Genomic DNA, 21,274 nt, shown 5'->3' with positions numbered 1-21,274 from the left:
CGCGCTCAGGCGGCCGCGGCCTTGAGCGCGGTCGCCGCCGATGCGTAGCCGCCCTGGGCGCCGTCGACGAAATGGACGTGATCGGGGCGAATCGCCGAGGGCGTGAAGCAGGTCATCATCGCGGCGCCCTGCCGGTGCAGGCCATAGCGGAGGATGCCCCGTGACGCGGCAGCACCGAGGCGCCGCTCCAGCTCCCGCGCAAGCTCCTCGGTGCAGTCGAGGATCATGCGCAGCGCGTCGTCATACTTCCGAAAGTCGGAATTTTCCACGACCTGCTGCCGGTAGAGCTCCGGCACGAAGCCGCCCATGCGGATGCCGAAGCGCATGACCGTATAGACGAACAGCGTGCGCCCGAGCACGCGGACCCAGCGCGAGAGCAGCGAGCTGCCGCGCGTCGCCCGCACCTCGTAGCCCAAGCCCTGCGGCGGCCAGTTGAGCGCCGGACCGCCGGCGGGCACCGGCCGCCCGGCATCGGGGCTGCGCTCGGTCAGCGCGATGATGTCCTCGATCGCCTTGCGAAACGCGTTCGGCTCGGCCCCGGCAGCCGGCAGCACCAGCACCGAGAGGATCAGACCGCGCGAGGACGGCATTTCCTCGAACCGGCATGACAACCCCGACAGGTCGGGCTGCGCGCCGGGCGGCGCCGGCGGGATCGCAAACTTGCCGCGCTTCATCGCAGCCTCGGCCCAGCCCAGCCCGCCGCCGGCGAACATCGCATAGGACAGATTGGCCGACGGTCCGTAGCGCGCCACGCGCACGTCGAGCCCCTCTGCGCGGATCGCGCTCACCGGCACCAGCGCGACGCGCATCGAGAGGCCGAGATCCTCGCGGACCCAGGTCGCCGTCGTCGCCAGTGCCTCACGCGCGGCGGCCACATCGTCCGGTCCGACCGCGAAGCTCGCACCATCGCCGCCGAACACGAATGGGAATTCACGTCCCTCCAGCGCATTGGTGACCGCGGCGATGACCGCGGCGCCGGCCATGTTGACCGCCTTGTAGCGCTTGTCGGCAATCGCCTTCGTCGACTCGACGATGTCGGCCGTGCCGATCATCCAGTCGTCCGGCACCGGCTTGTAGAGCTGCGGCTCCATCAGCCGCGCAAAGCCGCGAAACACCGGGATCGAGGCATAATAGTCCGCAGCGCTGGTCATCGGCATCGCGTTGTCATCCGTCCGGAGTACGCCTTCCATGGGGAGCTACGATCATCCCTGTCAAGCAGGTTCAGCTGCCGGGCGATCCTGGTGCGCCAGACTGCAAAGGGAGCCCCCGCACGGCGATACCCGCCGGCTTCTGGCCGGCGGCCGGGCTGCCCCATTCAGCCATGGTTCACGGGCGACATGGAACATTCGGCCCATGTTCGAGGAGTTGGTCGCGGGGAATGTCGGACCATGGCGGAGGCAGCAATGTTTCGGGCGGGCGTCTCGTTGCGCCGCTACTCCAGCGTGCTGACGTTCCAGGTCGCATGACGCACGCCGGACAGCTTCATCAGCTCCGATACGACGCGATCGAGCTCGGCGGTCTCGGCCGCAAGCGGCACCAAGGTCGCGACGATCTCCACGATGTCCTCGGAGCGATAGGCGACATCGGTTTCCCGCACCGGATATTTGGCGGCCTCCAGCCGCTCGTCGAGCGCCTCGCGCAGCTCGGCGACATGCAAGACATCGGTCGTCACGACGATCTTGTAGCTGGCCTCCGAGGCCCGCGCATTCAGCGGGATGCGGTCGATGGCGTTGACCAATGGCCGCAGCAGCGTGTTGCCCGCGAGCACGAACAGGGTCAGCGCAACCGACTGGGCGAGCAGGTCGGCACCCGCACAGGCGCCGACGGCGGCGGAGGCCCACAACGTGGCCGCCGTGTTCAGGCCGCGGACGTTCATGCCTTCCTTCATGATCGTGCCGGCGCCGAGAAAGCCGATGCCCGACACGACATAGGCGATGATCCGCACCGCGCCGTCAGCGCCGGTGAGGCGGTTGCCGATGTCGACGAAGGCCGCCGCGCCGACGGCGACCAGCACGTTGGTGCGCAGGCCGGCGCTGCGCTGCCGGTACTGCCGCTCGGCGCCGATCAGCGTGCCCAACACAAAGGCGGCGAACAGGCTGACCAGCGTGTCGAGGAAATCATGGAGCTGAAAGGTGTGCAGGAATCGCATGGGCAATGACGATCTTCGGGATCACGCTGCGCCGGCCGCCAGGCGGCAGACAGATGTTTGGCCTCCGACGGCGGAACCGCCGCGAGAACGCCGCTTTCTTAGGCCGTCCTTGATCGAAATCAAATCCCATTCCCCCACGCATATTTTAGGCTGATATGATCAACAGGCAGATGACGCCGATGACGCCATTGTCCGACACGCGCAGGGATCACAGTCCCGCTGTCCGGCTGGGACATGATGCAGTGAGCGCGGTAAAGCTGTCGCAGCAGCTCACCGCAGACATCGATGCCTGGGCCGAGACGCACCAGATCACGCGGTCGGATGCGATCAGCCGGCTGCTCGCGATCGGCCTGCATGCGTCCAGGCCGCCGGCCATGACACAGCCGAAACTGCGGGACCCGGTTGCCATCGAGCAGAATGCGATCCAGCTGATCGATCAGATGCTCGATCCGAGCCTGCCCGCCGACGAGCGCGAGCGGCGGATCCGTCGCCTGGTCGAAGGCCCGGCCGAATTTGCCGGCGAGCGCATTGACCTGCCGAGGCACTCGGGCTGAGCTACGCGGCCGAACGCGCCGCGACAGCCTCGTAGATGTCGTCCTCCTGCGCCGTATGCATGCGCACCAGGGTCTCGATCGCCTCGATGACCCGCTGGGCATCGCGGATCAGATAGCGGTCGACCTTTTCCGACGGTAGGTCCTCGACCACCCGCCCGAGCAGCCGCGCCAGATGCAGGATTTCCCGGTGCGCCCGGCTCATCGCGGACAGGCCGTGACTATCCTGCAGCAACCGCGCCAGCCTGGGATAGACCGAGCCTTCGTCATCGCGCTCATGCGCGACGACCTGGTCCTGCACCAGCGCATTGGCTTCGGCGATCAGGACGACCGCCCGCTCTGGCGCGGCCTCGTCGAGCGCATCCACGATGGCACGCAGGCGGTCGAGGCCGCGCAGCAGCGCCTGGTGATCATGCCGGAGACCGCGGCCGTCCTCGGCCGTGATCTGGCCGACCTTGCCGCGGCCGGCCGGGAGCAGCGCCCTGAGCGCGTTGAGGATGACGGCGACGTCGATCGCCTCCTGCACCAGGGCCGCGGGCACCGGCTGCAGCAGGCCGAAGGCCGCAGCTCCCATGGCAATGAAGGACAGCGCCATGCCGGCGATGATGCTCTCCAGCGCGATCCGTCGGGCGCGCTGCGCGATCACGATCGCCTCGCCGACGCGGTCGAGCCGGTCCGCCAGGATGACGACGTCGGCGGCCTCGGACGAGGCGCTGGCACCGCGGGCGCCGAGCGCGATGCCGACATCGGCCGACGCCAGCGCCGGCGCGTCGTTGATGCCGTCGCCGACCATGATCGTCGGATGCAGGCGCTGCTCGCTCTTGACCGCGTCGACCTTGTCGGAGGGCACGCGATCGGCGAGCACGGCGTCGAGGTCAAGCGCGGCACCGATCGCCTGCGCGGCCGCGGCGCGGTCGCCGGTCACCATCACCATCCGCGCGATGCCCGCCTCGCGCAGCCAGCGGATGGCGCGCGGCGTGTCTGCACGCAACTCGTCGGCGAGCAGCAACGCCCCGATCGGGCGGCCCTCGACCGCCACGAAGACGATCAGCGCCGAGCGCCAGGAGGCGCGTCGGATGGCACGCGCCGCCCAAGGTGGCGGCGCGTGATTGCCGAGGATGAGGTCCGGCGAGCCGGCGCTGATCCTGCGGCCGTCGATGACGCCTTCGAGGCCGGAGCCCATCGTCTCCCGCACCCGCTCCGGCACCTTGAGCTTGAACCCGCGGGCGTGGCCGGCCTCGACGATGGCGTGCGCCAGCACATGGTGCGAGGCCTGCTCTAGCGAGGCGCCGAGCAGCAGCACCGCATCGGCCTCCTCGCCGGGCGCCGCTTCGACCGAGAGCAGCCGCGCGCCGCCGACGGTCAGCGTGCCGGTCTTGTCGAACAGCACCGTATGCGCCCGCGCCAGCGCCTCGAGCTTGCCGCCGCCCTTCACCAGGATGCCGCTGCGCGCCGCCTGCGCCACGCCGGCGATGAAAGCGACCGGGGCCGCCAGGATCAGCGGACAGGGCGTCGCGGCGACCAGGACCGCCAGGCTGCGGATGACATCGCCGGAGGCGAAATAGGCCGCCGCCGCGATGGCGAGGCTGACCGGCAGGAAGATCAGGGCGTAGCGGTCGGCGAGCCGCACGAACGGCGCCTTGGCGGTCTGGGCCGTCGTCACCAGCTTGACGATGCCGGCATAGGTGCTTTCGCCCGCCGTCGCGGTGACCGCCAGGTCGAAGGTCTCACCGGCATTCAGCGAGCCCGAGAGAATCGCCATGCCGCGCGTCTTCGAAACCGGGATCGGCTCGCCCGTGAGTGCCGACTCGTCGACCACGGCGACGGCCGTTTCTACCACGCCGTCCACCGGAACGATCTCCCCGGCCCGTACCATCAGGCGGTCGCCCACGGTGACATCGGCGACCGGAACATCCTCGATGCGATCCTCACGCCAGCGATGCGCCAAGCGCGGCGCCCGGTCGACCAGCGCCCGTAGATCGTGCTCGGCACGCGCGACCGCAATATCCTCGAGCACGTTGCCGCCGGAATACATCAGCGCCACCACGGCGCCCGCCAACGGCTCGCCGAGGACGATCGCCGCGCTCATCGACACCAGCGCGATGGCGTCGACGCCGATGCGTCCGGCCACAAAATCTCTCACTATCGAGACAAGCAGGCCCAGGATGACCGGCACCGTCGATGCCGTAAAGGCATATCCTGCGAGATCGGGCCGGCCGACCAGATGCGCAACGCCTCCGGCGGCGAGACCCGCGACGGCGATTGCTACGAGGGTCCACCGCAGGATGCGCTCGAACATGGCACGAAGGTTCCAGATTGTGGCGGCACTATCGCCGCTGCGACCCGGCGCATGCTTGAGCGAAATCAACCGCGAGGCACGTTGCCGCAGTGCCAGCCGGAGGCATTGGCCTCAAGCCGTGTTGCCCGCGTCGACCGTCAGCACGGTACCCGTGACGTTGCGGCCGCCCTCGCCCATCAGGTACTCGACCATTGCGGCGACGTCGTCAGTCTCCGGCAACCGCCGCAGCGCGCTGCGACCGGCGATGCGCCGCTGTTGCTCCGCGTCCATGCTCTGGGTCAGCTCGGTGGCGATGAAGCCGGGCGCGATCGCATTCACGGTGATGCCGACCTTGCCGACCTCCCGTGCCAGCGAGCGCGTGAAGCCATTCGCAGCCGCCTTGGTCGCACCATACACCGAAAGGCCATTATAGCCGGTGCTGGCGATGATCGAGGAGATGTTGACGATGCGTCCCTCGCCCGCAGCCATCATGTGCCGCACGACATATTTGGTGAGGATCATCGGCGCCAGCACGTTGAGCCGCACCAGGCCCTCGATCTCCGAATTGTGCATGGTCGCAAGCAGACCCTCGGTGCCGATGCCGGCATTGTTGACGAGACCATAGAGCGGACCGAACTCGTCGCGCACCGACTTCACGAAAGCGGGGATCGCGTCAACGGCGCTGAGGTCGCAGGCGCGGAAATGAATTCCGGCACTGCTGGCGCTGAACTCGGCGATCGCTGCGCGCAGATCTTCGCTCTCGCGGCGGGCCACAGCGACGACGTCGAAGCCAGCGCCCGCGAGCCGGCGCGCGATGGCGAGCCCGATGCCGCGGCTGCCGCCGGTGACCAGGACATTACGCATCGCTGCGCGCCAGCTTGCCGGCCGGGGTGACGTCGAGCGCCGGGACGAAGCGGATCATCGCCGGCACCTTGTGAGCCGCGAGACGTGCACGACAATCGGCGAGGATCTCGTTGCGTACCGCCTCTGCGCGTGCAGGATCTGCATCCGCCGTCAGCACGACTTCCGCAACGACGATGCTGCCGGTGATCGGGCTGCGCCTCGACTTGGCGCGTGACATCCGCACCTCGATGTGGCCATTGATCACGGCTTCGATCTCCTCGGGGTGAACCTTGAGGCCACCGACATTAATGACGCCATTGCGCCGGCCGACGAAGTAGTAGCGCTCGCCGCGCAGCTCGACCATGTCACCGGTGTCGACATAGCCATCGCCATCGGTGAGCGCAGCCGCCGCGCGTCCGACATAGGCATGCGCCGCGCGCCTGGAGCGAATGCGCAGCGAACCGTCCACCACCTTCATGTCGACGGCACCGCGGCCTTCGCCAAGCAGCGTCGCGGGAAAGCCTTCCAGCCCGTCATTGACGGCGAAGCCGACGCCGGCTTCGGTCGAAGCATAGGCGTGACCGATCGAGGCCCGCGGAAACGCCTGCTTCAAGCCATCCAGCACCGCCTGATCCGCGATCTCGCCGGAAAGCCGCACGTAGCGCGGTGCGAACTGTTCGGCCGATCCGCTCATCAGCAGCTTGCGCCAATGTGACGGTGTTCCCGAGATGTGCGTGACGCCGCATTTGTTGAGGCGCGCAACATGATCGGCCAGCGCCTCGCCCGGGTCGGACAGCACCATCGAGCCGCCGCCGACGATCGCGCGCAGAAAGATCTGCAGCCCGCCGTAGCGGCGGATGTCGTAGAAGGTCGCCCACACCGGCAAAGCGTCGCCCGGGACCGGTCGATCGCCGATGATGGCGCCGCACAGGCCTTCCAGCGTATGGCCGACGATCTTCGGTACCCCCGACGTGCCCGAGGTCAGCATCAGCCATTCGGTGGCACGCGTGGTCTGCGCCATCCGGGCCGAGAGCGCGGGTAGTCCAACCGGAACGCTGAGGTTCACCGCGCACTCGGAGAAGCGCTCCGGCTCGTCGGTGACGATGGCATCGATCTCCGCGTCGGCGATGATGCTGGCGAGATGCTCGGTTTTCAGGTCCGGCGGGCACAGCAGCATGCGCCGGGCAACGCCGTCGATCTCGATCAGCGCGAAGCCGGCCAGGAGCTGGCCGGAGGTCGCGAGCAGCACCGAGCGTCCGTCGAGCTCGCCGGCGCGTCCGCCGAGGCAGCTGCCGGTCGTCAGTTGCGCGAGCGTCACGGCGTGACGCGGATCGGAAATCGTCCGCTCCGTCAGCGCCGTCCCGAGATGATCGCGCAGCGCGAAGACCTCACGCGGGGACATTCTCATAGGCCCTGATGAAATCGCCGATCGTGTTGGGGAACGTCACGTCCTCGGACAGGGTGAACGGATCGACGCCGAGATCATCCTCGAGGCGGGCGACCAGAATGGCGAACGCAAGCGAATCGAAGCCGGTCTCGTGCAGCGTCAGCTCATCCGTCAGCTGCGGCAGCTTGACCTTCTGCTCGTCCGCAATCTGCTTGATCGCCGCAATGATCCTCAACCGTACCGACATGGGCCAATCCACTTGCTGTTCAAAACGATGCAGCCAACGATAGAGGGCGATGGTGAAGGAACCCGGTGTTTACCCGGATGTTTCGAGAGCGTTGGTAAATGCGCATCATCGCCTATGATTAAAATGCTCTACAAACGGACCTCGCCCGCCACGATCCGCGCATAGCCTTCGCGGTCGAGCACGCGATAGGCGCCGCTCACCGCCTCTCTCACATAGATGGGGTCGGACACCAGCGCCGGATCGAATCCGTCGCGCATGAGTTCCTGCTTTTTTTGCTTGAAGGTCTCGGTCGACTGCAGCGATGGTGTGATGCGCAGCGCCACCGGCTGCGCATAGGCCGGGAGCCGCCGGGCAAGCGCTGCTGATAGCACATCGACGTCGAAGTCGTCATTGACGACGAGTGCAGCCATGCCGGCACGTCCGTCGGCATTGGGCACGACGACGCCATATGTCGACGCCTCCATGACACCCGCACATTGCAAGATCGCGTCGTTCACCTCGCTGGTCGCGACGTTCTCGCCCTTCCAGCGAAACGTGTCGCCGACGCGGTCCACGAAATAGAAGAAGCCCTGCTCGTCCTGGCGCATCAGGTCGCCCGTACGAAACCAGGCATCGCCCTTCGCGAAGACATCGCGCAGGATCTTCTTCTCCGTCTCGGCCGCATCCGTATAGCCTTCGAAGCGACCGCCGCCTTCGTCGGCCTTGCCGATGCGGCCCACCGCCTCGCCGGTCTCGCCGCGCGCGCATGGCAGGCAAAAGCCGTCGGGCCCGCGCAGCGGCGCGCGCTGATCCGCATCGAGCTGGATGATCGCAGCCGGAAAACGATGCGCGAGCAGCGACGGCACCCGGCCGATCGATCCCACCCGGCCCTCGACATTGTAGAGCGAGAAATTGCCTTCGGTCGCCGCGTAGAATTCGAGCACCTGCGGGATCGCGAAGCGCAGCTGAAATGGCTCCCAGATGTCGCCGCGCAAGCCGTTGCCGCAGGCGAGCCGCAGCCGATGCGTGCGATCGAGTTCCGAGGGTGGCGCCGCCAGCAGATAGCGGCAGAGCTCGCCGATATATTGGACGAGCGTGCAATCGTGACGAACGATGTCGCGCCAGAAGTTGCGCGCCGAGAATTTCTCCGCCAGCACCGCCGTGCCGCCGGCGCGCAGCATGCTGCAGGGCGCGACGATGCCGCCAACGGAATGATAGACCGGCAGGCAATCGTAGAGCCGGTCATCGGGACCGGCGCTGGTCAGGCCGGCAAACCAGCCGCCCCAATTCAGGATGCGGCGATGGCTGATGCTGGCGGCCTTGGGCAGGCCGGTCGTACCGGACGTGTAGATCAGCAACGCGCGGTCGTTGATGGTCACGGCGGGACGTTCGGCCGCTGCGAGCGCCCGCGTGTCGGTGGCCGCGACCGCGGTGTCGAGATCGCCGCCATGCATCCATACACGGGGGGCGCTCGCGATCAGCGATGCCGCGCCGGCGTAGGCTTCGGCGAATTCTCGGGACAGGATGACATGAGCCGGCTTGGCGACGCCGATGCAATGCGCCAGCGACGCTCCGACCAGATTGGTATTGATGAGCGCGACCACGCCGCCGATGCGGCTGATCCCGAGCCAGGCCGCCAGATAGTCCGGCTGGCTCGGCATGATCAGGGCGATCGTGTCGCCTGGAGCGACACCAATGGTCAGCGCCCAGCGGGCATATTGGTTCACGCGTGCGGACAGGGCGGCATAGCTCAGCATGTCGCCATCCGAGATCAGCGCCGGCCGCGCGGGTTGCTTCGCGGCCCAGTCGTCGATGATGTCGGCAAACAGCCGTTGAGGCTCGGCCTCGATGCGCGCGGTCAGCTCGATCGCCTTGAGCCAGATCTTCGCCGCCGACGGCTTCGGGCCGGGCGTGATGGGGTCCGCAGATCGCTCCGCGCGCTCGGATGTCATGGCTGCCACCGCTTCGAGTTCGGCGACCTTATAGGCGGCCGCGCCTGACCGGCCGTTAACCGGCACGGTTAACCTGCTGAAAGTCGATCGTGGTTGATGCGAATGCGATCCTTTACGAAGTACTTGCAAATATCGGCTAGGTTGCATTTCCCAGAACATGCCAACGCGAAGGCCGGCATGCCCAAGGACACGACGATTACACGACGTGCGCTGCTGCAATGCGCCGCCTGGAGCGGTGCTGCCGCGGCGATCCATCCGGCCGCCGCGGCAGCGGCGGGAGCAGACGCACCCTATCCATCCCGGCCCGTCACCTGGGTCATTCCGTTCGCCCCGGGCGGCGCCACCGGCCGCCTGTCGGTGCTGATCTGCGACCGGCTGACCCGCCGGCTCGGCCAGGCCTTCGTGCTCGATCACCGGCCGGGTGCGGGCGGCAACGTCGCCACCAAGAGCGTCGCGGGCGCCGCTCCCGACGGCTACACCATTCTGGCGACGTCGACCGCCAACGTCATCAACGCCTCGCGCGAGTCCATGCCCGGTCCCGACAGCTCCGGCGAACTCGTGCCGGTGGCGGGCATCGCGCGGCTGCCGTTGCTGCTCCTGGTCAACAAGGAGCTGCCGGTGAAGACGCTGGCCGAGTTCCTCGCTTATGCCAGGGCGAACCCCGGCAAGCTCAGCGTCGGCTCCGCCGGTCCCGGCACCGTCCAGTTGCTGTCGGCCGAGCTGTTCCGGACGCTCGGCGGGATCAGCTGGTCCGTGGTCCAGTATCGCGGCTCGGGCCCGGCGCTGATCGACCTCGCCTCCGGCCACATCCACGCGATGTTCGACAACACCGCGGCCGCCGTCGACCTGCTGCGCAGCGGCAAGGTCAGGGCGCTGGCGGTGTCGACACGCGATCGCGCCGCAGCTTTCCCCGATATCCCGCCGGTCGCCGACGTACTGCCGGCGTTCGAGACCTCCGGCTTCTACGGCGTCGCCGTACCGCACGGCACCCCGCAGCCGATCGTCGAGCTGCTCAATCGCGAGATCAACGCGGCGCTGCTGGATCCCGAGATCAGCAAGCAGTTCGCCGAGGTCGGCGCCACGCCGATCCCCGGCGATACCGGCATCTACGCCGCGACCTACCGCGCCGAGATCATGCATTGGCGCAAGCTGGTCCCGCAGACGAGCGCGAAGAACTGATCTCCGCGCCCGCATCCCGGCGCCTCAGGCCCCCGCCACGCCCTGCAGCACCAGCCGGTTGAGCCGCGCCGCAAACCCCGCCGGGTCTTCCGGCAATTCGCCATCGAGGATCTGCGCCTGCTCGAGCAGCAGGAACGACAGATCGTCGACCTTGGCCTTGTCGGCCGCGGCCTTTGCGACCGCCACGACCAGCGGATGGCGCAGGTTGATCTCGAGGATCGGCTTGGTGCGGGCGCCGCGCGCCTGCTGCGACAGGATCCGCTCCAGCTCACGATCGGGCCCATGGCTGCCGGCGACGAGGCACGAGGCGCTGGTGGTGAGCCGGGTCGAGACCTTCACGTCGGTGACGTGGTCGCCGAGGCTCGCCTTGATCAGCGCGATCGTATTGGCCTCGTCGGCCGCCGGCTGCGCCTCGTCCGCTGGCGTCGACTCGGTGACCGGGATCGGGTCGAAATTGATGTCGCCCTGGCTCAGCGACTTCAGCGGCTTGCCGTCGAATTCGAGCCGCGCCGAGGTCCAGAACGCATCGACCGGATCGGTCAGCAGCAGCACCTCGACGCCGCGCGCCTTGGCCGCCTCGAGCCGCGGATTGGACTTCAGCCGCTCGATGCTGTCGCCGACCAGGAAGTAGATCTCGGTCTGATTCTCCTTGAGGCCCTCGACATACTGCTTCAGCGAGCGCTTCTCGCCCGATGTCGTGGTGAACCGCGCCAGCGCCAGCAGCTTGTCGCGGCGCTCGAAATCCTCGTAGAGCCCTTCCTTGATGACGGCGCCGAACGACTCCCAGATCTTGTCGAAATTCTCGGCGTCCTTCTCGGCGAGCTGCTCCAGCTCGCTGATCACGCGGGTCGTCACCGCTCTCCGGATCTGCGCCAGCTGCGGATTGTTCTGCAGCATCTCGCGCGACAGATTGAGCGGCAAATCCTCGCTGTCGATCACGCCGCGGATGAAGCGCAAGTACGCCGGCATCAGGTCGGCATCATCGGTGATGAAGACGCGGCGGACATAGAGCTTGACCTTGCCCTTGCGCGCCGGCTCGAACAGGTCGAACGGCTTGGTCGAGGGCGCGAACAGCAGCACGGCGTAGGAATAGCGGCCTTCGGCGCGGTAGTGCAGCGTCATCGCCGGCTCGTCGAAGGCGTTGGCGATCGACTTGTAGGCCTTGGCGTAGTCCTCCGCCGACAGCTCTGATTTCGAGCGCTGCCACAGCGCGCTCGCCGAATTGATCTGGCGCGGCTCGCCTTCCGGCTGGACCAGCATGATCGGGAACTGGATGTTGTCGGAATAGGCCGTGACGATGCGCTCGATCTCGTAGGTTTCGAGATATTTCTTGGCGTCGTCCTTGAGATGCAGCACGATCTCGGTGCCGCGCGTCACCCGGTTGGCATCCTCCTCCGAGCTCGGCGCGACCTCGAAGCCGGCGCCGCCCGACGAGGTCCAGGTCCAGACCTCGCTGCCGCCGGCACGGCGGCTGATCACGGTAATGCGGTCGGCGACCATGAAGGCGGAATAGAAGCCGACACCGAACTGGCCGATCAGGCCGGTGCCGTCCTTCGCCTCGGCGAGCTTCTGCACGAACGCCTTGGTCCCGGAGCGGGCGATGGTGCCGAGATGGTCGATCAGCTCCTGACGGTCCATGCCGATGCCGCTGTCGGCAATGGTCAGGGTGTTGGCGGTCTTGTCAGGAATGATGCGGATCTGCGGCGGCTCGCCGTCGCCGATCAGCTCGGGCCTGGCGATCGCCTCATAACGCAGCTTGTCACAGGCGTCGGAGGCGTTGGAAATCAACTCGCGCAGGAAGATGTCGGTCTCGGAATAGACCGAGTGCACCATCAGATGCAGCAGCTCGGAGACTTCGGCCTGGAAGGAATGGCTAACGGTGGCGGTGTCGGTCATCGTCGGACGTTGGCCCATGCTATCAGGGGTGGAGAGAGACCGTCGATATAGCGCGGCGGCGGCACCGATCAAGCCTTCCGAGCGGGGGGATCACCCGCCGATCGTTCGGCGGCGGCGAGCAGCTTGTCGATCGCCGCGTCCAGGGTGGCGATCTCGGCGGCCGAAAGCACGCCCAGCAGATCGGCCTCGCGCGCCAGCGCATAGGGCACGATCCTGCGATACAGCGCCCGCCCGGCGGCCGTCAGCGTCACGATCCGCTCGCGGCCGTCCTCCGGATCGCGGCTGCGGCTGACGATCCCGCGCGCCTCCAGGCTCTGCATGGCGCGGCTGACGTTCATCTTGTCGAGCGTCGTCAGCCGGCCGATCTGCTTGGTCGGCAGCCGCGGCTGCTCGCCGAGCGCCGCCAGGATCCGCCATTCCTGGCGCGACAGCGCAAACCGGTCGGCATAGACCTCCGCCACGGCCAGCGACACCTGCTCGGCGAGGCGGGCCAGCCGGTAAGGGAAATAATGCTGCAGCCGGAGCTCGCGCTCCGTGGCCGCCTCCCCTTGCTTGCGATCGCGCATGTCGGTGACCGTCTTTGTCATTGCGTCCTCTGCCCCTCGCCCTTCCAACGATCCCGGCGCCTCGATCCGATCCTGATCGTGTTGATCTGGATCAAAGCCAAGATCGTATCATCCGTTACTATTTTGCCAACAACGATCATGGGAGGACCATCATGCAGATCGAGAAGATCCATCACGTCGCCTATCGCTGCGTCGACGCCAAGGCCACCGTCGAATTCTACAAGAAGGTCCTGAACATGGACCTGCTCGGCGCGATTGCCGAAGACCGCGTGCCCTCGACCAAGGCACCCGATCCCTACATGCACATCTTCCTCGATGCCGGAAACGGCAACATTCTTGCCTTCTTCGAGTTGCCGAACTCGCCGCCGATGGGACGGGATCCGAACACCCCGGAATGGACCCAGCACATCGCTTTTCAGGTCAAGGACATGGAGGAGCTGGAAGAGGCCAAGGCGCGCGCGGAGGCCGCCGGGCTCGACGTCGTCGGGATCACCGACCACACCATCTTCAAGTCGATCTATTTCCATGATCCGAGTGGCCACCGCCTGGAGATCGCGACCTGGACCGCCACCCCCGAGCAGATCGCCCGGATGAAGTCGGTCGCCCACGCCATGGTCGACGAATGGGCCACGACCAAGAAGCCGCCGCGCCACACCGCATGGATGCATGAAAAGGAATTCGCCGGCGCCGACTGAGCCACCGCTCGTCCCCGAAGTTCCGACCGCAACGCGCCAAGTCAGGTTGCGCCAAGCGAGGCAGCCATGAGCAACTATGTCTATCCGCGGTTTCCCTATGTCTGCTCGGCGGAGCAGCGCAGCGGCGAGACCCGACGTCACCCGGTGGTCGTGATCGGCGCCGGACCGATCGGCCTCACCGCGGCGCTCGATCTCGCCGCCCGCGGCCAGCCGGTGGTCGTGCTCGACGACAACGACACCGTCAGCATCGGCTCCCGCGCCGTGTGCTACGCCAAGCGGCCGCTGGAAATCTGGGACCGGCTCGGCTGCGCCGCGCCGATGGTCGACAAGGGGGTCAGCTGGAACATCGGCAAGGTGTTCTTCCGCGACCAGCTGTCCTATCAATTCGACCTCTTGCCCGAGCCAGACCATCGCTGGCCGGCGATGATCAACCTGCAGCAATATCATCTCGAAGAGATCCTGGTCGACGCCTGCAGCAGGAGCCCGCTGGTCGACCTGCGCTGGAAGCACCGCCTCGTCAGCCTCAAGCAGACCGACGACCACGCGCAGCTCGCGGTAGAGACGCCGGACGGCATCTTCACCATGGAGGCGCAATGGGTGATCGCCTGCGACGGCGCCAATTCGGACACCCGCCGCATGGTCGGCGCCGAGTTCAAGGGCCAGTTCTTCCAGGACCGCTTCCTGATCGCCGACGTCAAAATGAAGGCCGACTTCCCGACCGAGCGCTGGTTCTGGTTCGACCCGCCGTTCCATCCGGGACAATCGGTGCTGCTGCATCGCCAGTCCGACAACATCTGGCGCATCGACTTCCAGCTCGGCTGGGACGCCAATCCCGACGAGGAGAAGAAGCCCGAGCGTGTGATCCCGCGCATCCGGGCGATGCTCGGCGAGAGTGCCGATTTCGAGCTCGAATGGGTGTCGATCTATCAGTTCGCCTGCCGGAGGATCGATCAATTCCGTCATGGACGCGTGCTGTTCGCCGGCGACGCGGCACATCAGGTGTCGCCGTTCGGCGCCCGCGGCGCCAATACCGGCGTGCAGGACATCGACAATCTCGCCTGGAAACTTTCGCTGGTGCTGCATGGCGAGGCCCCCGACAGCCTGATCGACAGCTATCACGAGGAGCGAGCCTTTGCCGCCGACGACAACATCCTGAACTCGACGCGCGCCACCGACTTCATCACGCCGAAGACGCAAGTCAGCCGGCATTTTCGCGATGCCGTGCTCGACCTCGCGCAGCATCACGCCTTCGCGCGACCGCTGGTCAACAGCGGCCGGCTGTCGACGCCGACGCCCTATGTCACGTCGTCGCTGAATACGCCCGATGGCGCGCCTGATAGCGGCGCCATGACTCCCGGCACAAATGCGGCCGATGCGCCCGTGACCAGGGCGGGGCAGCCCGGCTGGTTGCTGAATGGCCTCGGCGGCGGCTTCACGGTGCTCACCTTCGACGACGCCGTTGCGGCCAAGGAGCTCAGCGTCGACGGCATCGCGGCGCGCGTGCTCGTCGTCGGACGCGATATCGCCGACGCCAGGGGTCTGCTCGCGGAGCGCTACGGCGCCGCTGAAGGCACGACCTATGTGTTCCGACCGGATCAATATGTCACCGCCCGCTTCCCGCAGTTCGACGAAGCCGCGATCGCCGCCGCGGTCCGGCGCGCCTGCGGCAAGACCGGCACGGTGCAGCAGGAGCTTGCCGCATGAGTCTGACCCTGACGCCGAACATCAGCGATCCCGACGGTTTCTATGCCGAACTGATCGGCAGCCAGCGCGAGCTGAGCGAGGACGACGCCCTGCGCATGAATGCGAGACTCGTGCTGCTGCTCGCCAACCACATCGGCGACCGCACGGTCCTGAGCGAGGCCATCCGGCTGGCGCGCGCGCCGGGCGGCTGACCGAAGCGGCGGTCCTTGTTCGATATTCGCGGCGGTTTTGATCCCGATCAAAGCCGCGCGCGCGCTTTCTCTGGCAGGGAGAGAGACCCGCAGGCGACCCGCGCGCCGGCACAGGAGCAGCATGCTCGCGTTCACAGCGTGACCTGAATTGCAGCCGGTCGGTTTCATTGTGACAACATCATAATGTCACGCCACCTTCACCGAGGCTCTCTACGTCTCCACCTCGTTCCACAAACGAACGGGGATTCGCATGCCGCGCTACTACAAGACCCTGCAGACCCAGCGCTTCGACGACTATCGCTACTATCATCAGAGCCGGATCAATCAGACGCTGCACCTGATCAGCGCCGTGATCTTCCTCGTCTGCTACGCGCTCTTGTTCAAGGACGCGGCAATGGCCGGCCTCGTCGGCTGGCTGGCGATGCTGACTCGCCAGACCGGGCACTTCTTCTTCGAGCCGAGCGGCTATGACCACGTCAATGACGTGACCAACGACTACAAGGAAGCGGTGAAGGTCGGCTACAATCAGACCCGCAAGATCGTGCTGCTCACGGTATGGGGGCTGGTGCCGGTCGCGCTGTTCGTTTTCCCGACCATGTTCGGGCTGTTCGATGCGCCAGCGAGCCGGATGGAGTTCGTCCGTCACGTCGGCGTGCTCTGGCTCGCGGTCGGCATCGGCGGCGGTCTCTTCCGCGTCGTCCAGCTGTTTGCGACGCAGGATGTCGCGACCGGTCTGATCTGGGCGTTCAAGGTGCTGACCGACCCGCTGCACAACATCGCGCTGTACTGGAAATCTCCGCTGGCGCTGCTGCGCGGCGAGCTGATCGACCCGACCATCAAGGACGCCGCGCATTGGGGCGCCACCGCCGACGATGAGGACGCCGAGGAGGCCGCGCATCTCACCTGACGGGCCTCTCGCGCTGCCACCGCCCGCCAGGCGGGCGGTGGAACCAAGCGTCACCTTCCACATCATGGAACGACTTCTCTGCTGCGCCGTTGCGGCCTCGGTGCTGGTGGCCTTCAGGAGCTTTCCATGTGTGACTACAGCCTCCATACTGTATCTTCCCGTGATGCCAAGATCGACGACGTGCTGGTCTCCTGTCGCTTTCCCGGCACGGAAACACGCGGCTTCTCGACCAAGGATGATCCGTTGACGGCCGTGTGCCTGCGTCCGGGCACCGAGCTCGCCTTCGAAGGCGACGTCCGCATCAAGGGTTTCTTCTTCCGCCGCAAGGTCGGCGCCCATCTCGCCCGCTTCCGCCAGGTCGACATCAACAAGCCGATGGAGCACCACGACGCGCTCGAATTCTCCAACGGCCGCATCGTCAAGCTCACCGACCTCGCGACCGGGCAGCGCGCCCGCGTGCTGCAGATGCCGGCCGATCCGGCGACCAGGCGCACCGCGACGCCGGTGACGATCGAGCTGCGCGCAACCCAGCTCTGAACGCGTCGATCGCGACGACGACAGCCCCGCACCGGTGCTGCCGTCGCCTGTGATGGAATGGCATCCATGTCGTCGATTTCCGCGGCGGCAGATCCGGTTGATGAGGGAGTGATCGGCATGCGCGCTCGCGATCCCGCGGCACGACGTGCCCGGGTGATGCGGTCGTCAGCCCTCGTGAAACGAGAGGGCGCGGGGAAGGCCGGGTGCTGACCACGGCCCATGGCCCGCCTGCAACAAGGAAAGCAGGCGGCAGTCACCACAGGTCGGGCCACCAAGCGGCCTCCCCCGCGCAATGGTTTTACGGTGTCCTTCGTGCTCTCCCTGGGGATCGGCTTTCTTGCCCCCATCGCCCGCGCGAGCCGTCACAGCATCGCAGCGCGCTTGACCTCAGCGCCGAGAGGTCAGGACCACACGACTTCGCCGTCCGCACCGGCCAAGCGCTCGTCGGGCGCCGCCGTCACGTCCATCGCAGCCCACCTCCACGTTCGTGACGACGCGTACGTCCCTCATGCTCGAGGCGGGATGGGTGGAGGAAAGCATGATTTCTGTAAAAGAGCAAGATGTTTATTTTTTCCAGAATATCGACGGGGCGATGGCCATTGCTCCACCACGGATGATGCCCGATAAAACGCTCAGTCAAAACGGCTGTCGCCTCCGCACCGGGCTCAATACAGTGCCCTCGCCCCTTGTGGGAGAGGGCAGCGCCGGCCGATCCTCAAGCGCGGTTGGGTGAGGGGTTCTCTCCGCGAGCGACGCGCGTGGATGGAGACCCCTCACCCAACCGCGCCCGTTGCGCTGTCCTACATGCCCTCTCCCACAAGGGGCGAGGGCGCAGTCACGAGCACCGCCCCCGCTGTGGCATCAGAACTACTCAACAGATATCTGCCCGGCCCGCCTCAATCCGGCAAGTTCGTAAACCGCGGCCGCCACACGCCCAGGATCACGTTCACCGTGGCGACACCGAGCATGACCCAGATCGCGCCCTGCTCGGTGCCGAAATTGGGGGCGAGCGTCGCCGGATCGATCTGGCCGGCGACGGCGCGGGCGGCCTCCTCGGCCGCTTCCTGCATTGGGCCCTGCACGGCGGCGAAGCCCCATTCGAACACGAGGATGCCGGAGGCGAGCTTGGCGAGCGCCCAGCCCGCGCTGTGCAGCGCGCGGTTGACGGCGATGGCGAGCAGTCCGGCGATCAGGGTCAGGCCGAGCGAGGGGAAGAAGACGTAGCGCACGATCGCGCCCATGGCCGCCCGCATCTCGGCGTAATGCGCCAGCGACACCGAAGGCTGTGGAATGAGGCCAAGCAGCACGACGAGGCACGCCATGGCTCCCATCATGCCGATCGCGCCCATCGTGTGCAGGAACTTCATCAGCCGTCGCATGGCATTCCCCCCGGGCGTCGCGAAGGTGGAAGTCGGGACGGGCGTCCGGCGTCCTGCCGGTCCCACCCATGATGGGCCGCGGTGCAACGGCACGCGCCGGCCACACTGTACTATACGATCAACCCGCCGCCGCGGTTCAGCCGATGTTGCGATCTACCAATGCCGCGTGCCCGGCGCCCCCTTGAAGGGACCGACCACGCCCGAGGTGATCCAGCCGCCATAGAAGTCGCCCTGTTGCGCCGCGACACGCTCGTCGCCGACGAAGCAGTCGTCTACACGCGAGGCATAGAAGGCGAGATGCGCGGCGATCGGCGCGAAGGCCGGCGTCGGCTGCTCGTAGCTCCAGGCCGCCTGCTCGGAGACGCGGCCGTCGACCTCCAGCGTCCAATAGCCAGCGACGCCCTTGAACTCGCAGAACGACCGGCCCGGCGCAGGACGCAGCCACTGCATCGCAATATGCTGCGGCGGGAGGTAGTAGACCGGCGGGTGGCTGGTCTCGAGCACACGGTAGCCGTCATGGCTGTCGGCAATGGTGACGCCGGCGAACACGACGCGCAGCCGCGCCGCGCAGCGCTCCAGCCGTGGCGGCCGCGGATAGTCCCACACCGATTCCTGTCCCGGCCCCGGCGCGATGCGCTGCATGTGATCTCTCCTGCGCGACGGCTCGGCCGCCGTCATTGAGATAACGAGCGGCTCATCGATGGGGATCAGTCAGGAAAAGCATCCAGCTCAGGCGATCGCCGCGAGATAGCGCGTCACCGAGCGGTCGAACGCGCGCTTCGCATCATCAGCGATGTTCTTCTGCCACCATGCGCCGTAGATGCGGTCGAACGCGAGCGGCGCCACGGCATCGGCGATGCGGCGCACCGCGGTGGCGCCCAGCGGGATGTAGTTCGGATAGGAATACATGAAGCTGACGTGGCGGCGGTCCATCGCGACCATGGCGATGTCACCCGTCAACAGCGCGCCCCTGCCCTCAGCGCCCTTGCGCCAATGCAGGATGGTGGCGCCGGCGAAGTGCCCGCCGGTCCGCAGCAGCACGACGTCGTCGGAGATGGCGAGGCGATCGCCGGTCCACGGCACGATGGCGGGATGCGGCCGGGTGACGAAGGCCGCGTCGTCGCCATGCAGATAGACCGGCGCGTTGCCGAACGCCGCGCTCCAATCGGCGACCGCGCCATAGTAGTGCGGATGCGACACCGCGATCGCCTTCAATCCGCCGAGCGCGCGGACATGGGCGATCGCCGCATCCGTCGCCAACGGGATGCAGTCCCACATCACGCAGCCGTCGGGCTGGGGAATGAGCAGCGCGCGCTGGCCGATTGCAAAGCCCGGCTCCAGGGCAAGACCCGTCAGGCCGTCATCCTCGCGCCAGACCACCCGATGCCGCGCGGCAAGCTCGTCACGGCTGAGGAAGCTCTGGCCGCTCCAGTTCACATACTGCCGCTCGTCCTCGCAGACCACGCAGTGGCCAGGGGGCGCCGGCGTGTCGGGGAACTGCGCACCGCATTGAAGGCAGGTCCAGAGGGGCATGAATCACCATCCGTCGGAAGTCGCGAATGATGAGATTAGCATGCCGCCCATCCCGCGACAGCGTCGCGCGCGGCTTCGTGATTGCCTAGTGTGGCGCGACAGACCGACAGGAGCTTACGACATGCCGACCGCCTCGCGCCACGCCTTCGTCCACCGCCTGCCGATGCGCAGCCCCGATGACGTCAGCGCGCTGGCGACGGCGATCGCCCAAGGCACGATCGCGCCGGCCGGCATCGTCGCCATTCTCGGCAAGACCGAGGGCAATGGCTGCGTCAATGATTTCACCCGCGCCTTTGCCGTGCGCTCGCTCGAGGCGCTGCTCGGCAGGCATCTCGCATCCGACGCCGTCCGGCAGATCGCCATGGTGATGTCGGGCGGCACCGAGGGCGCGCTGTCGCCGCACATGATCGTGTTCGAGGCGCGCGAGGCGGACAATGACACGCCGCGCGCTCATGCAAAGTCGCTGGCGCTGGGACGGGCGCGGACGCCGGAGCTCGCGAGCGAGCATCTCGGCCGGATGCCGCAGGTCGAGCAGGTCGCCGCCGGCGTGCAGGTGGCGATGGCCGATGCCGGCATCACCGATCCTGCCGACGTCCACTACGTCCAGGTGAAATGCCCGCTGCTGACGATGGAGCGGATCGAGGCGGCCGAGGCGCGGGGACAGCGCACCGCAGTACGCGATACGCTGAAGTCGATGGGATTTTCCCGCGGCGCCTCGGCGCTCGGAGTTGCCGTGGCGCTCGGCGAGCTGGCCTCGTCCGACCTGTCCGACCAGATGATCTGCGCGGACTACGCGCGCTACAGCGAGCGCGCGGCCACTTCGGGCGGCGTCGAACTGCTCGATCACGAGATCCTGGTGGCCGGCATGTCCGCAGACTGGACCGGCCCGCTGGCCATCGACCACGCCGTGATGGCCGATGGCATCGACACCGAGCCGGCGCGGGCCGCCTTGGCCCGGCTCGGCTTGAACGTGGCCGGCCAGGTCCCCGCGGCCGAGCGCGGCCGCATCGCCGCGGTGCTGGCCAAGGCGGAAGCGGCGCAAAGCGGCAGGGTGCGCGGACACCGGCACACGATGCTCGACGACAGCGACGTCTCCTCGACGCGGCATGCGCGGGCCTTCGTCGGCGGCGCGCTGGCCGGGCTGTTCGGCTTCACCGACCTGTTCGTCTCCGGCGGTGCCGAGCACCAGGGCCCGGACGGCGGCGGCCCGGTCGCCGTCATCGCCCGGCGCGACTGAGAAAACCGAACGGACGGTCGCGGAAGGACGCGGGCCGCCACCGATGGGGCAGGTTAAGAGGTGC

At 67.2% G+C, this 21,274-nt stretch carries 20 protein-coding genes; 8 read left to right on the top strand and 12 right to left on the bottom strand.

The genetic code is table 11. The features are described 5' to 3' along the window. Positions 1–5: 5 nt before the first annotated feature. Together HL666_RS09590 and HL666_RS09585 are read right to left on the bottom strand one after the other, a co-directional pair. Positions 6–1,157, bottom strand: coding sequence for a DUF3095 domain-containing protein (locus tag HL666_RS09590; protein WP_172113183.1), 1,152 nt, complete (start codon positions 1,155–1,157; stop codon positions 6–8). Positions 1,158–1,432: 275 nt separating this feature from the next. Continuing rightward, entirely contained in the window at positions 1,433–2,149 is a 717-nt protein-coding gene (locus tag HL666_RS09585; protein WP_172181125.1) for an MgtC/SapB family protein, read from the bottom strand. A 155-nt stretch (positions 2,150–2,304) separates the two neighbouring features. Between HL666_RS09585 and HL666_RS09580 the strand changes: the two genes are divergently transcribed. Then, a complete protein-coding gene (locus HL666_RS09580) occupies positions 2,305–2,703 on the top strand; it encodes a hypothetical protein (protein WP_172132192.1) in 399 nt (132 codons plus the stop codon). Between the two features lies 1 nt (position 2,704). Here the strand turns inward: HL666_RS09580 and HL666_RS09575 are convergent, their stop codons facing one another. The 5 genes from HL666_RS09575 to HL666_RS09555 form a co-directional block, all read right to left on the bottom strand. Next, a complete protein-coding gene (locus HL666_RS09575; RefSeq protein ID WP_172181123.1) occupies positions 2,705–4,999 on the bottom strand; it encodes a heavy metal translocating P-type ATPase in 2,295 nt (764 codons plus the stop codon). A gap of 111 nt (positions 5,000–5,110) precedes the next feature. Then, positions 5,111–5,842 carry an SDR family NAD(P)-dependent oxidoreductase gene (locus HL666_RS09570; RefSeq protein ID WP_172113178.1) on the bottom strand — a complete coding sequence of 244 codons (732 nt, stop codon included), beginning with the start codon at positions 5,840–5,842 and terminating at the stop codon, positions 5,111–5,113. Further along, a complete protein-coding gene (locus HL666_RS09565) occupies positions 5,835–7,223 on the bottom strand; it encodes a class I adenylate-forming enzyme family protein (RefSeq protein WP_172181121.1) in 1,389 nt (462 codons plus the stop codon). The genes HL666_RS09570 and HL666_RS09565 overlap by 8 nt, the downstream gene beginning before the upstream one ends. Beyond that, complete coding sequence (locus tag HL666_RS09560) at positions 7,210–7,455, bottom strand: acyl carrier protein (protein ID WP_172132190.1); 246 nt, start codon at positions 7,453–7,455, stop codon at positions 7,210–7,212. The genes HL666_RS09565 and HL666_RS09560 overlap by 14 nt, the downstream gene beginning before the upstream one ends. A gap of 128 nt (positions 7,456–7,583) precedes the next feature. Next, entirely contained in the window at positions 7,584–9,386 is a 1,803-nt protein-coding gene (locus tag HL666_RS09555) for a long-chain-acyl-CoA synthetase (RefSeq protein ID WP_172181119.1), read from the bottom strand. A 177-nt stretch (positions 9,387–9,563) separates the two neighbouring features. On the opposite strand from HL666_RS09555, the gene HL666_RS09550 reads away from it, so the two are divergent. Beyond that, positions 9,564–10,565, top strand: coding sequence for a tripartite tricarboxylate transporter substrate binding protein (locus tag HL666_RS09550; RefSeq protein WP_172113175.1), 1,002 nt, complete (start codon positions 9,564–9,566; stop codon positions 10,563–10,565). 24 nt (positions 10,566–10,589) lie between these two features. Here the strand turns inward: HL666_RS09550 and htpG are convergent, their stop codons facing one another. Together htpG and HL666_RS09540 are read right to left on the bottom strand one after the other, a co-directional pair. After that, positions 10,590–12,461 carry a molecular chaperone HtpG gene (htpG, locus tag HL666_RS09545; protein ID WP_172181117.1) on the bottom strand — a complete coding sequence of 624 codons (1,872 nt, stop codon included), beginning with the start codon at positions 12,459–12,461 and terminating at the stop codon, positions 10,590–10,592. A gap of 68 nt (positions 12,462–12,529) precedes the next feature. Beyond that, the gene (locus HL666_RS09540; RefSeq protein ID WP_172181115.1) at positions 12,530–13,048 is read right to left on the bottom strand and encodes a MarR family winged helix-turn-helix transcriptional regulator; all 519 of its coding nucleotides are present in this window, start codon (positions 13,046–13,048) and stop codon (positions 12,530–12,532) included. 131 nt (positions 13,049–13,179) lie between these two features. Between HL666_RS09540 and HL666_RS09535 the strand changes: the two genes are divergently transcribed. The 5 genes from HL666_RS09535 to HL666_RS09515 all read left to right on the top strand — a co-directional run bounded on the left by HL666_RS09535 (position 13,180) and on the right by HL666_RS09515 (position 17,061). Beyond that, a complete protein-coding gene (locus HL666_RS09535; protein WP_172132187.1) occupies positions 13,180–13,722 on the top strand; it encodes a VOC family protein in 543 nt (180 codons plus the stop codon). Between the two features lie 66 nt (positions 13,723–13,788). Next, on the top strand, positions 13,789–15,426 hold the full coding sequence (locus HL666_RS09530; RefSeq protein ID WP_172181113.1) for an FAD-dependent oxidoreductase: 1,638 nt from the start codon (positions 13,789–13,791) through the stop codon (positions 15,424–15,426). After that, complete coding sequence (locus HL666_RS09525) at positions 15,423–15,617, top strand: DUF2783 domain-containing protein (protein WP_172113170.1); 195 nt, start codon at positions 15,423–15,425, stop codon at positions 15,615–15,617. The genes HL666_RS09530 and HL666_RS09525 overlap by 4 nt, the downstream gene beginning before the upstream one ends. Positions 15,618–15,867: 250 nt before the next feature. After that, complete coding sequence (locus tag HL666_RS09520; RefSeq protein ID WP_172113169.1) at positions 15,868–16,524, top strand: hypothetical protein; 657 nt, start codon at positions 15,868–15,870, stop codon at positions 16,522–16,524. A 126-nt stretch (positions 16,525–16,650) separates the two neighbouring features. After that, the gene (locus HL666_RS09515) at positions 16,651–17,061 is read left to right on the top strand and encodes a hypothetical protein (protein WP_172113168.1); all 411 of its coding nucleotides are present in this window, start codon (positions 16,651–16,653) and stop codon (positions 17,059–17,061) included. 896 nt (positions 17,062–17,957) lie between these two features. On the opposite strand, the gene HL666_RS09510 is transcribed toward HL666_RS09515, so the two are convergent. The 3 genes from HL666_RS09510 to HL666_RS09500 all read right to left on the bottom strand — a co-directional run bounded on the left by HL666_RS09510 (position 17,958) and on the right by HL666_RS09500 (position 19,973). After that, the gene (locus HL666_RS09510) at positions 17,958–18,440 is read right to left on the bottom strand and encodes a hypothetical protein (protein WP_012029842.1); all 483 of its coding nucleotides are present in this window, start codon (positions 18,438–18,440) and stop codon (positions 17,958–17,960) included. A 153-nt stretch (positions 18,441–18,593) separates the two neighbouring features. Next, the gene (locus HL666_RS09505) at positions 18,594–19,082 is read right to left on the bottom strand and encodes a DUF427 domain-containing protein (RefSeq protein ID WP_172113165.1); all 489 of its coding nucleotides are present in this window, start codon (positions 19,080–19,082) and stop codon (positions 18,594–18,596) included. An 87-nt stretch (positions 19,083–19,169) separates the two neighbouring features. Next, positions 19,170–19,973, bottom strand: a complete 804-nt coding sequence (locus tag HL666_RS09500) for an MBL fold metallo-hydrolase (protein WP_172181111.1) — start codon at positions 19,971–19,973, stop codon at positions 19,170–19,172. Positions 19,974–20,094: 121 nt separating this feature from the next. Between HL666_RS09500 and atzD the strand changes: the two genes are divergently transcribed. Next, positions 20,095–21,210: a cyanuric acid amidohydrolase gene (gene atzD / locus HL666_RS09495; RefSeq protein ID WP_172113163.1), complete on the top strand. Its 1,116-nt coding sequence runs from the start codon at positions 20,095–20,097 to the stop codon at positions 21,208–21,210. The last annotated feature ends 64 nt before the right edge of the window (positions 21,211–21,274 follow it).

Source organism: Bradyrhizobium aeschynomenes (genome assembly GCF_013178945.1).
In the GTDB taxonomy this organism is placed as follows: domain Bacteria; phylum Pseudomonadota; class Alphaproteobacteria; order Rhizobiales; family Xanthobacteraceae; genus Bradyrhizobium; species Bradyrhizobium aeschynomenes.
The sequence above is the reverse complement of the archived record's forward strand: the minus strand, read 5'-3'. Positions and strand labels throughout refer to the sequence as shown.

Coding starts and splice junctions, on each gene's coding strand:
- HL666_RS09540 (WP_172181115.1), bottom strand. CDS start 13,048: ATGACAAAGACGGTCACCGACATGCGCGATCGCAAGCAAGGGGAGGCG.
- htpG (WP_172181117.1), bottom strand. CDS start 12,461: ATGACCGACACCGCCACCGTTAGCCATTCCTTCCAGGCCGAAGTCTCC.
- HL666_RS09525 (WP_172113170.1), top strand. CDS start 15,423: ATGAGTCTGACCCTGACGCCGAACATCAGCGATCCCGACGGTTTCTAT.
- HL666_RS09530 (WP_172181113.1), top strand. CDS start 13,789: ATGAGCAACTATGTCTATCCGCGGTTTCCCTATGTCTGCTCGGCGGAG.
- HL666_RS09550 (WP_172113175.1), top strand. CDS start 9,564: ATGCCCAAGGACACGACGATTACACGACGTGCGCTGCTGCAATGCGCC.
- HL666_RS09590 (WP_172113183.1), bottom strand. CDS start 1,157: ATGCCGATGACCAGCGCTGCGGACTATTATGCCTCGATCCCGGTGTTT.
- HL666_RS09520 (WP_172113169.1), top strand. CDS start 15,868: ATGCCGCGCTACTACAAGACCCTGCAGACCCAGCGCTTCGACGACTAT.
- HL666_RS09585 (WP_172181125.1), bottom strand. CDS start 2,149: ATGCGATTCCTGCACACCTTTCAGCTCCATGATTTCCTCGACACGCTG.
- HL666_RS09575 (WP_172181123.1), bottom strand. CDS start 4,999: ATGTTCGAGCGCATCCTGCGGTGGACCCTCGTAGCAATCGCCGTCGCG.
- HL666_RS09500 (WP_172181111.1), bottom strand. CDS start 19,973: ATGCCCCTCTGGACCTGCCTTCAATGCGGTGCGCAGTTCCCCGACACG.
- HL666_RS09570 (WP_172113178.1), bottom strand. CDS start 5,842: ATGCGTAATGTCCTGGTCACCGGCGGCAGCCGCGGCATCGGGCTCGCC.
- HL666_RS09565 (WP_172181121.1), bottom strand. CDS start 7,223: ATGTCCCCGCGTGAGGTCTTCGCGCTGCGCGATCATCTCGGGACGGCG.
- HL666_RS09505 (WP_172113165.1), bottom strand. CDS start 19,082: ATGCAGCGCATCGCGCCGGGGCCGGGACAGGAATCGGTGTGGGACTAT.
- HL666_RS09535 (WP_172132187.1), top strand. CDS start 13,180: ATGCAGATCGAGAAGATCCATCACGTCGCCTATCGCTGCGTCGACGCC.
- HL666_RS09580 (WP_172132192.1), top strand. CDS start 2,305: ATGATCAACAGGCAGATGACGCCGATGACGCCATTGTCCGACACGCGC.
- atzD (WP_172113163.1), top strand. CDS start 20,095: ATGCCGACCGCCTCGCGCCACGCCTTCGTCCACCGCCTGCCGATGCGC.
- HL666_RS09515 (WP_172113168.1), top strand. CDS start 16,651: ATGTGTGACTACAGCCTCCATACTGTATCTTCCCGTGATGCCAAGATC.
- HL666_RS09560 (WP_172132190.1), bottom strand. CDS start 7,455: ATGTCGGTACGGTTGAGGATCATTGCGGCGATCAAGCAGATTGCGGAC.
- HL666_RS09510 (WP_012029842.1), bottom strand. CDS start 18,440: ATGCGACGGCTGATGAAGTTCCTGCACACGATGGGCGCGATCGGCATG.
- HL666_RS09555 (WP_172181119.1), bottom strand. CDS start 9,386: ATGACATCCGAGCGCGCGGAGCGATCTGCGGACCCCATCACGCCCGGC.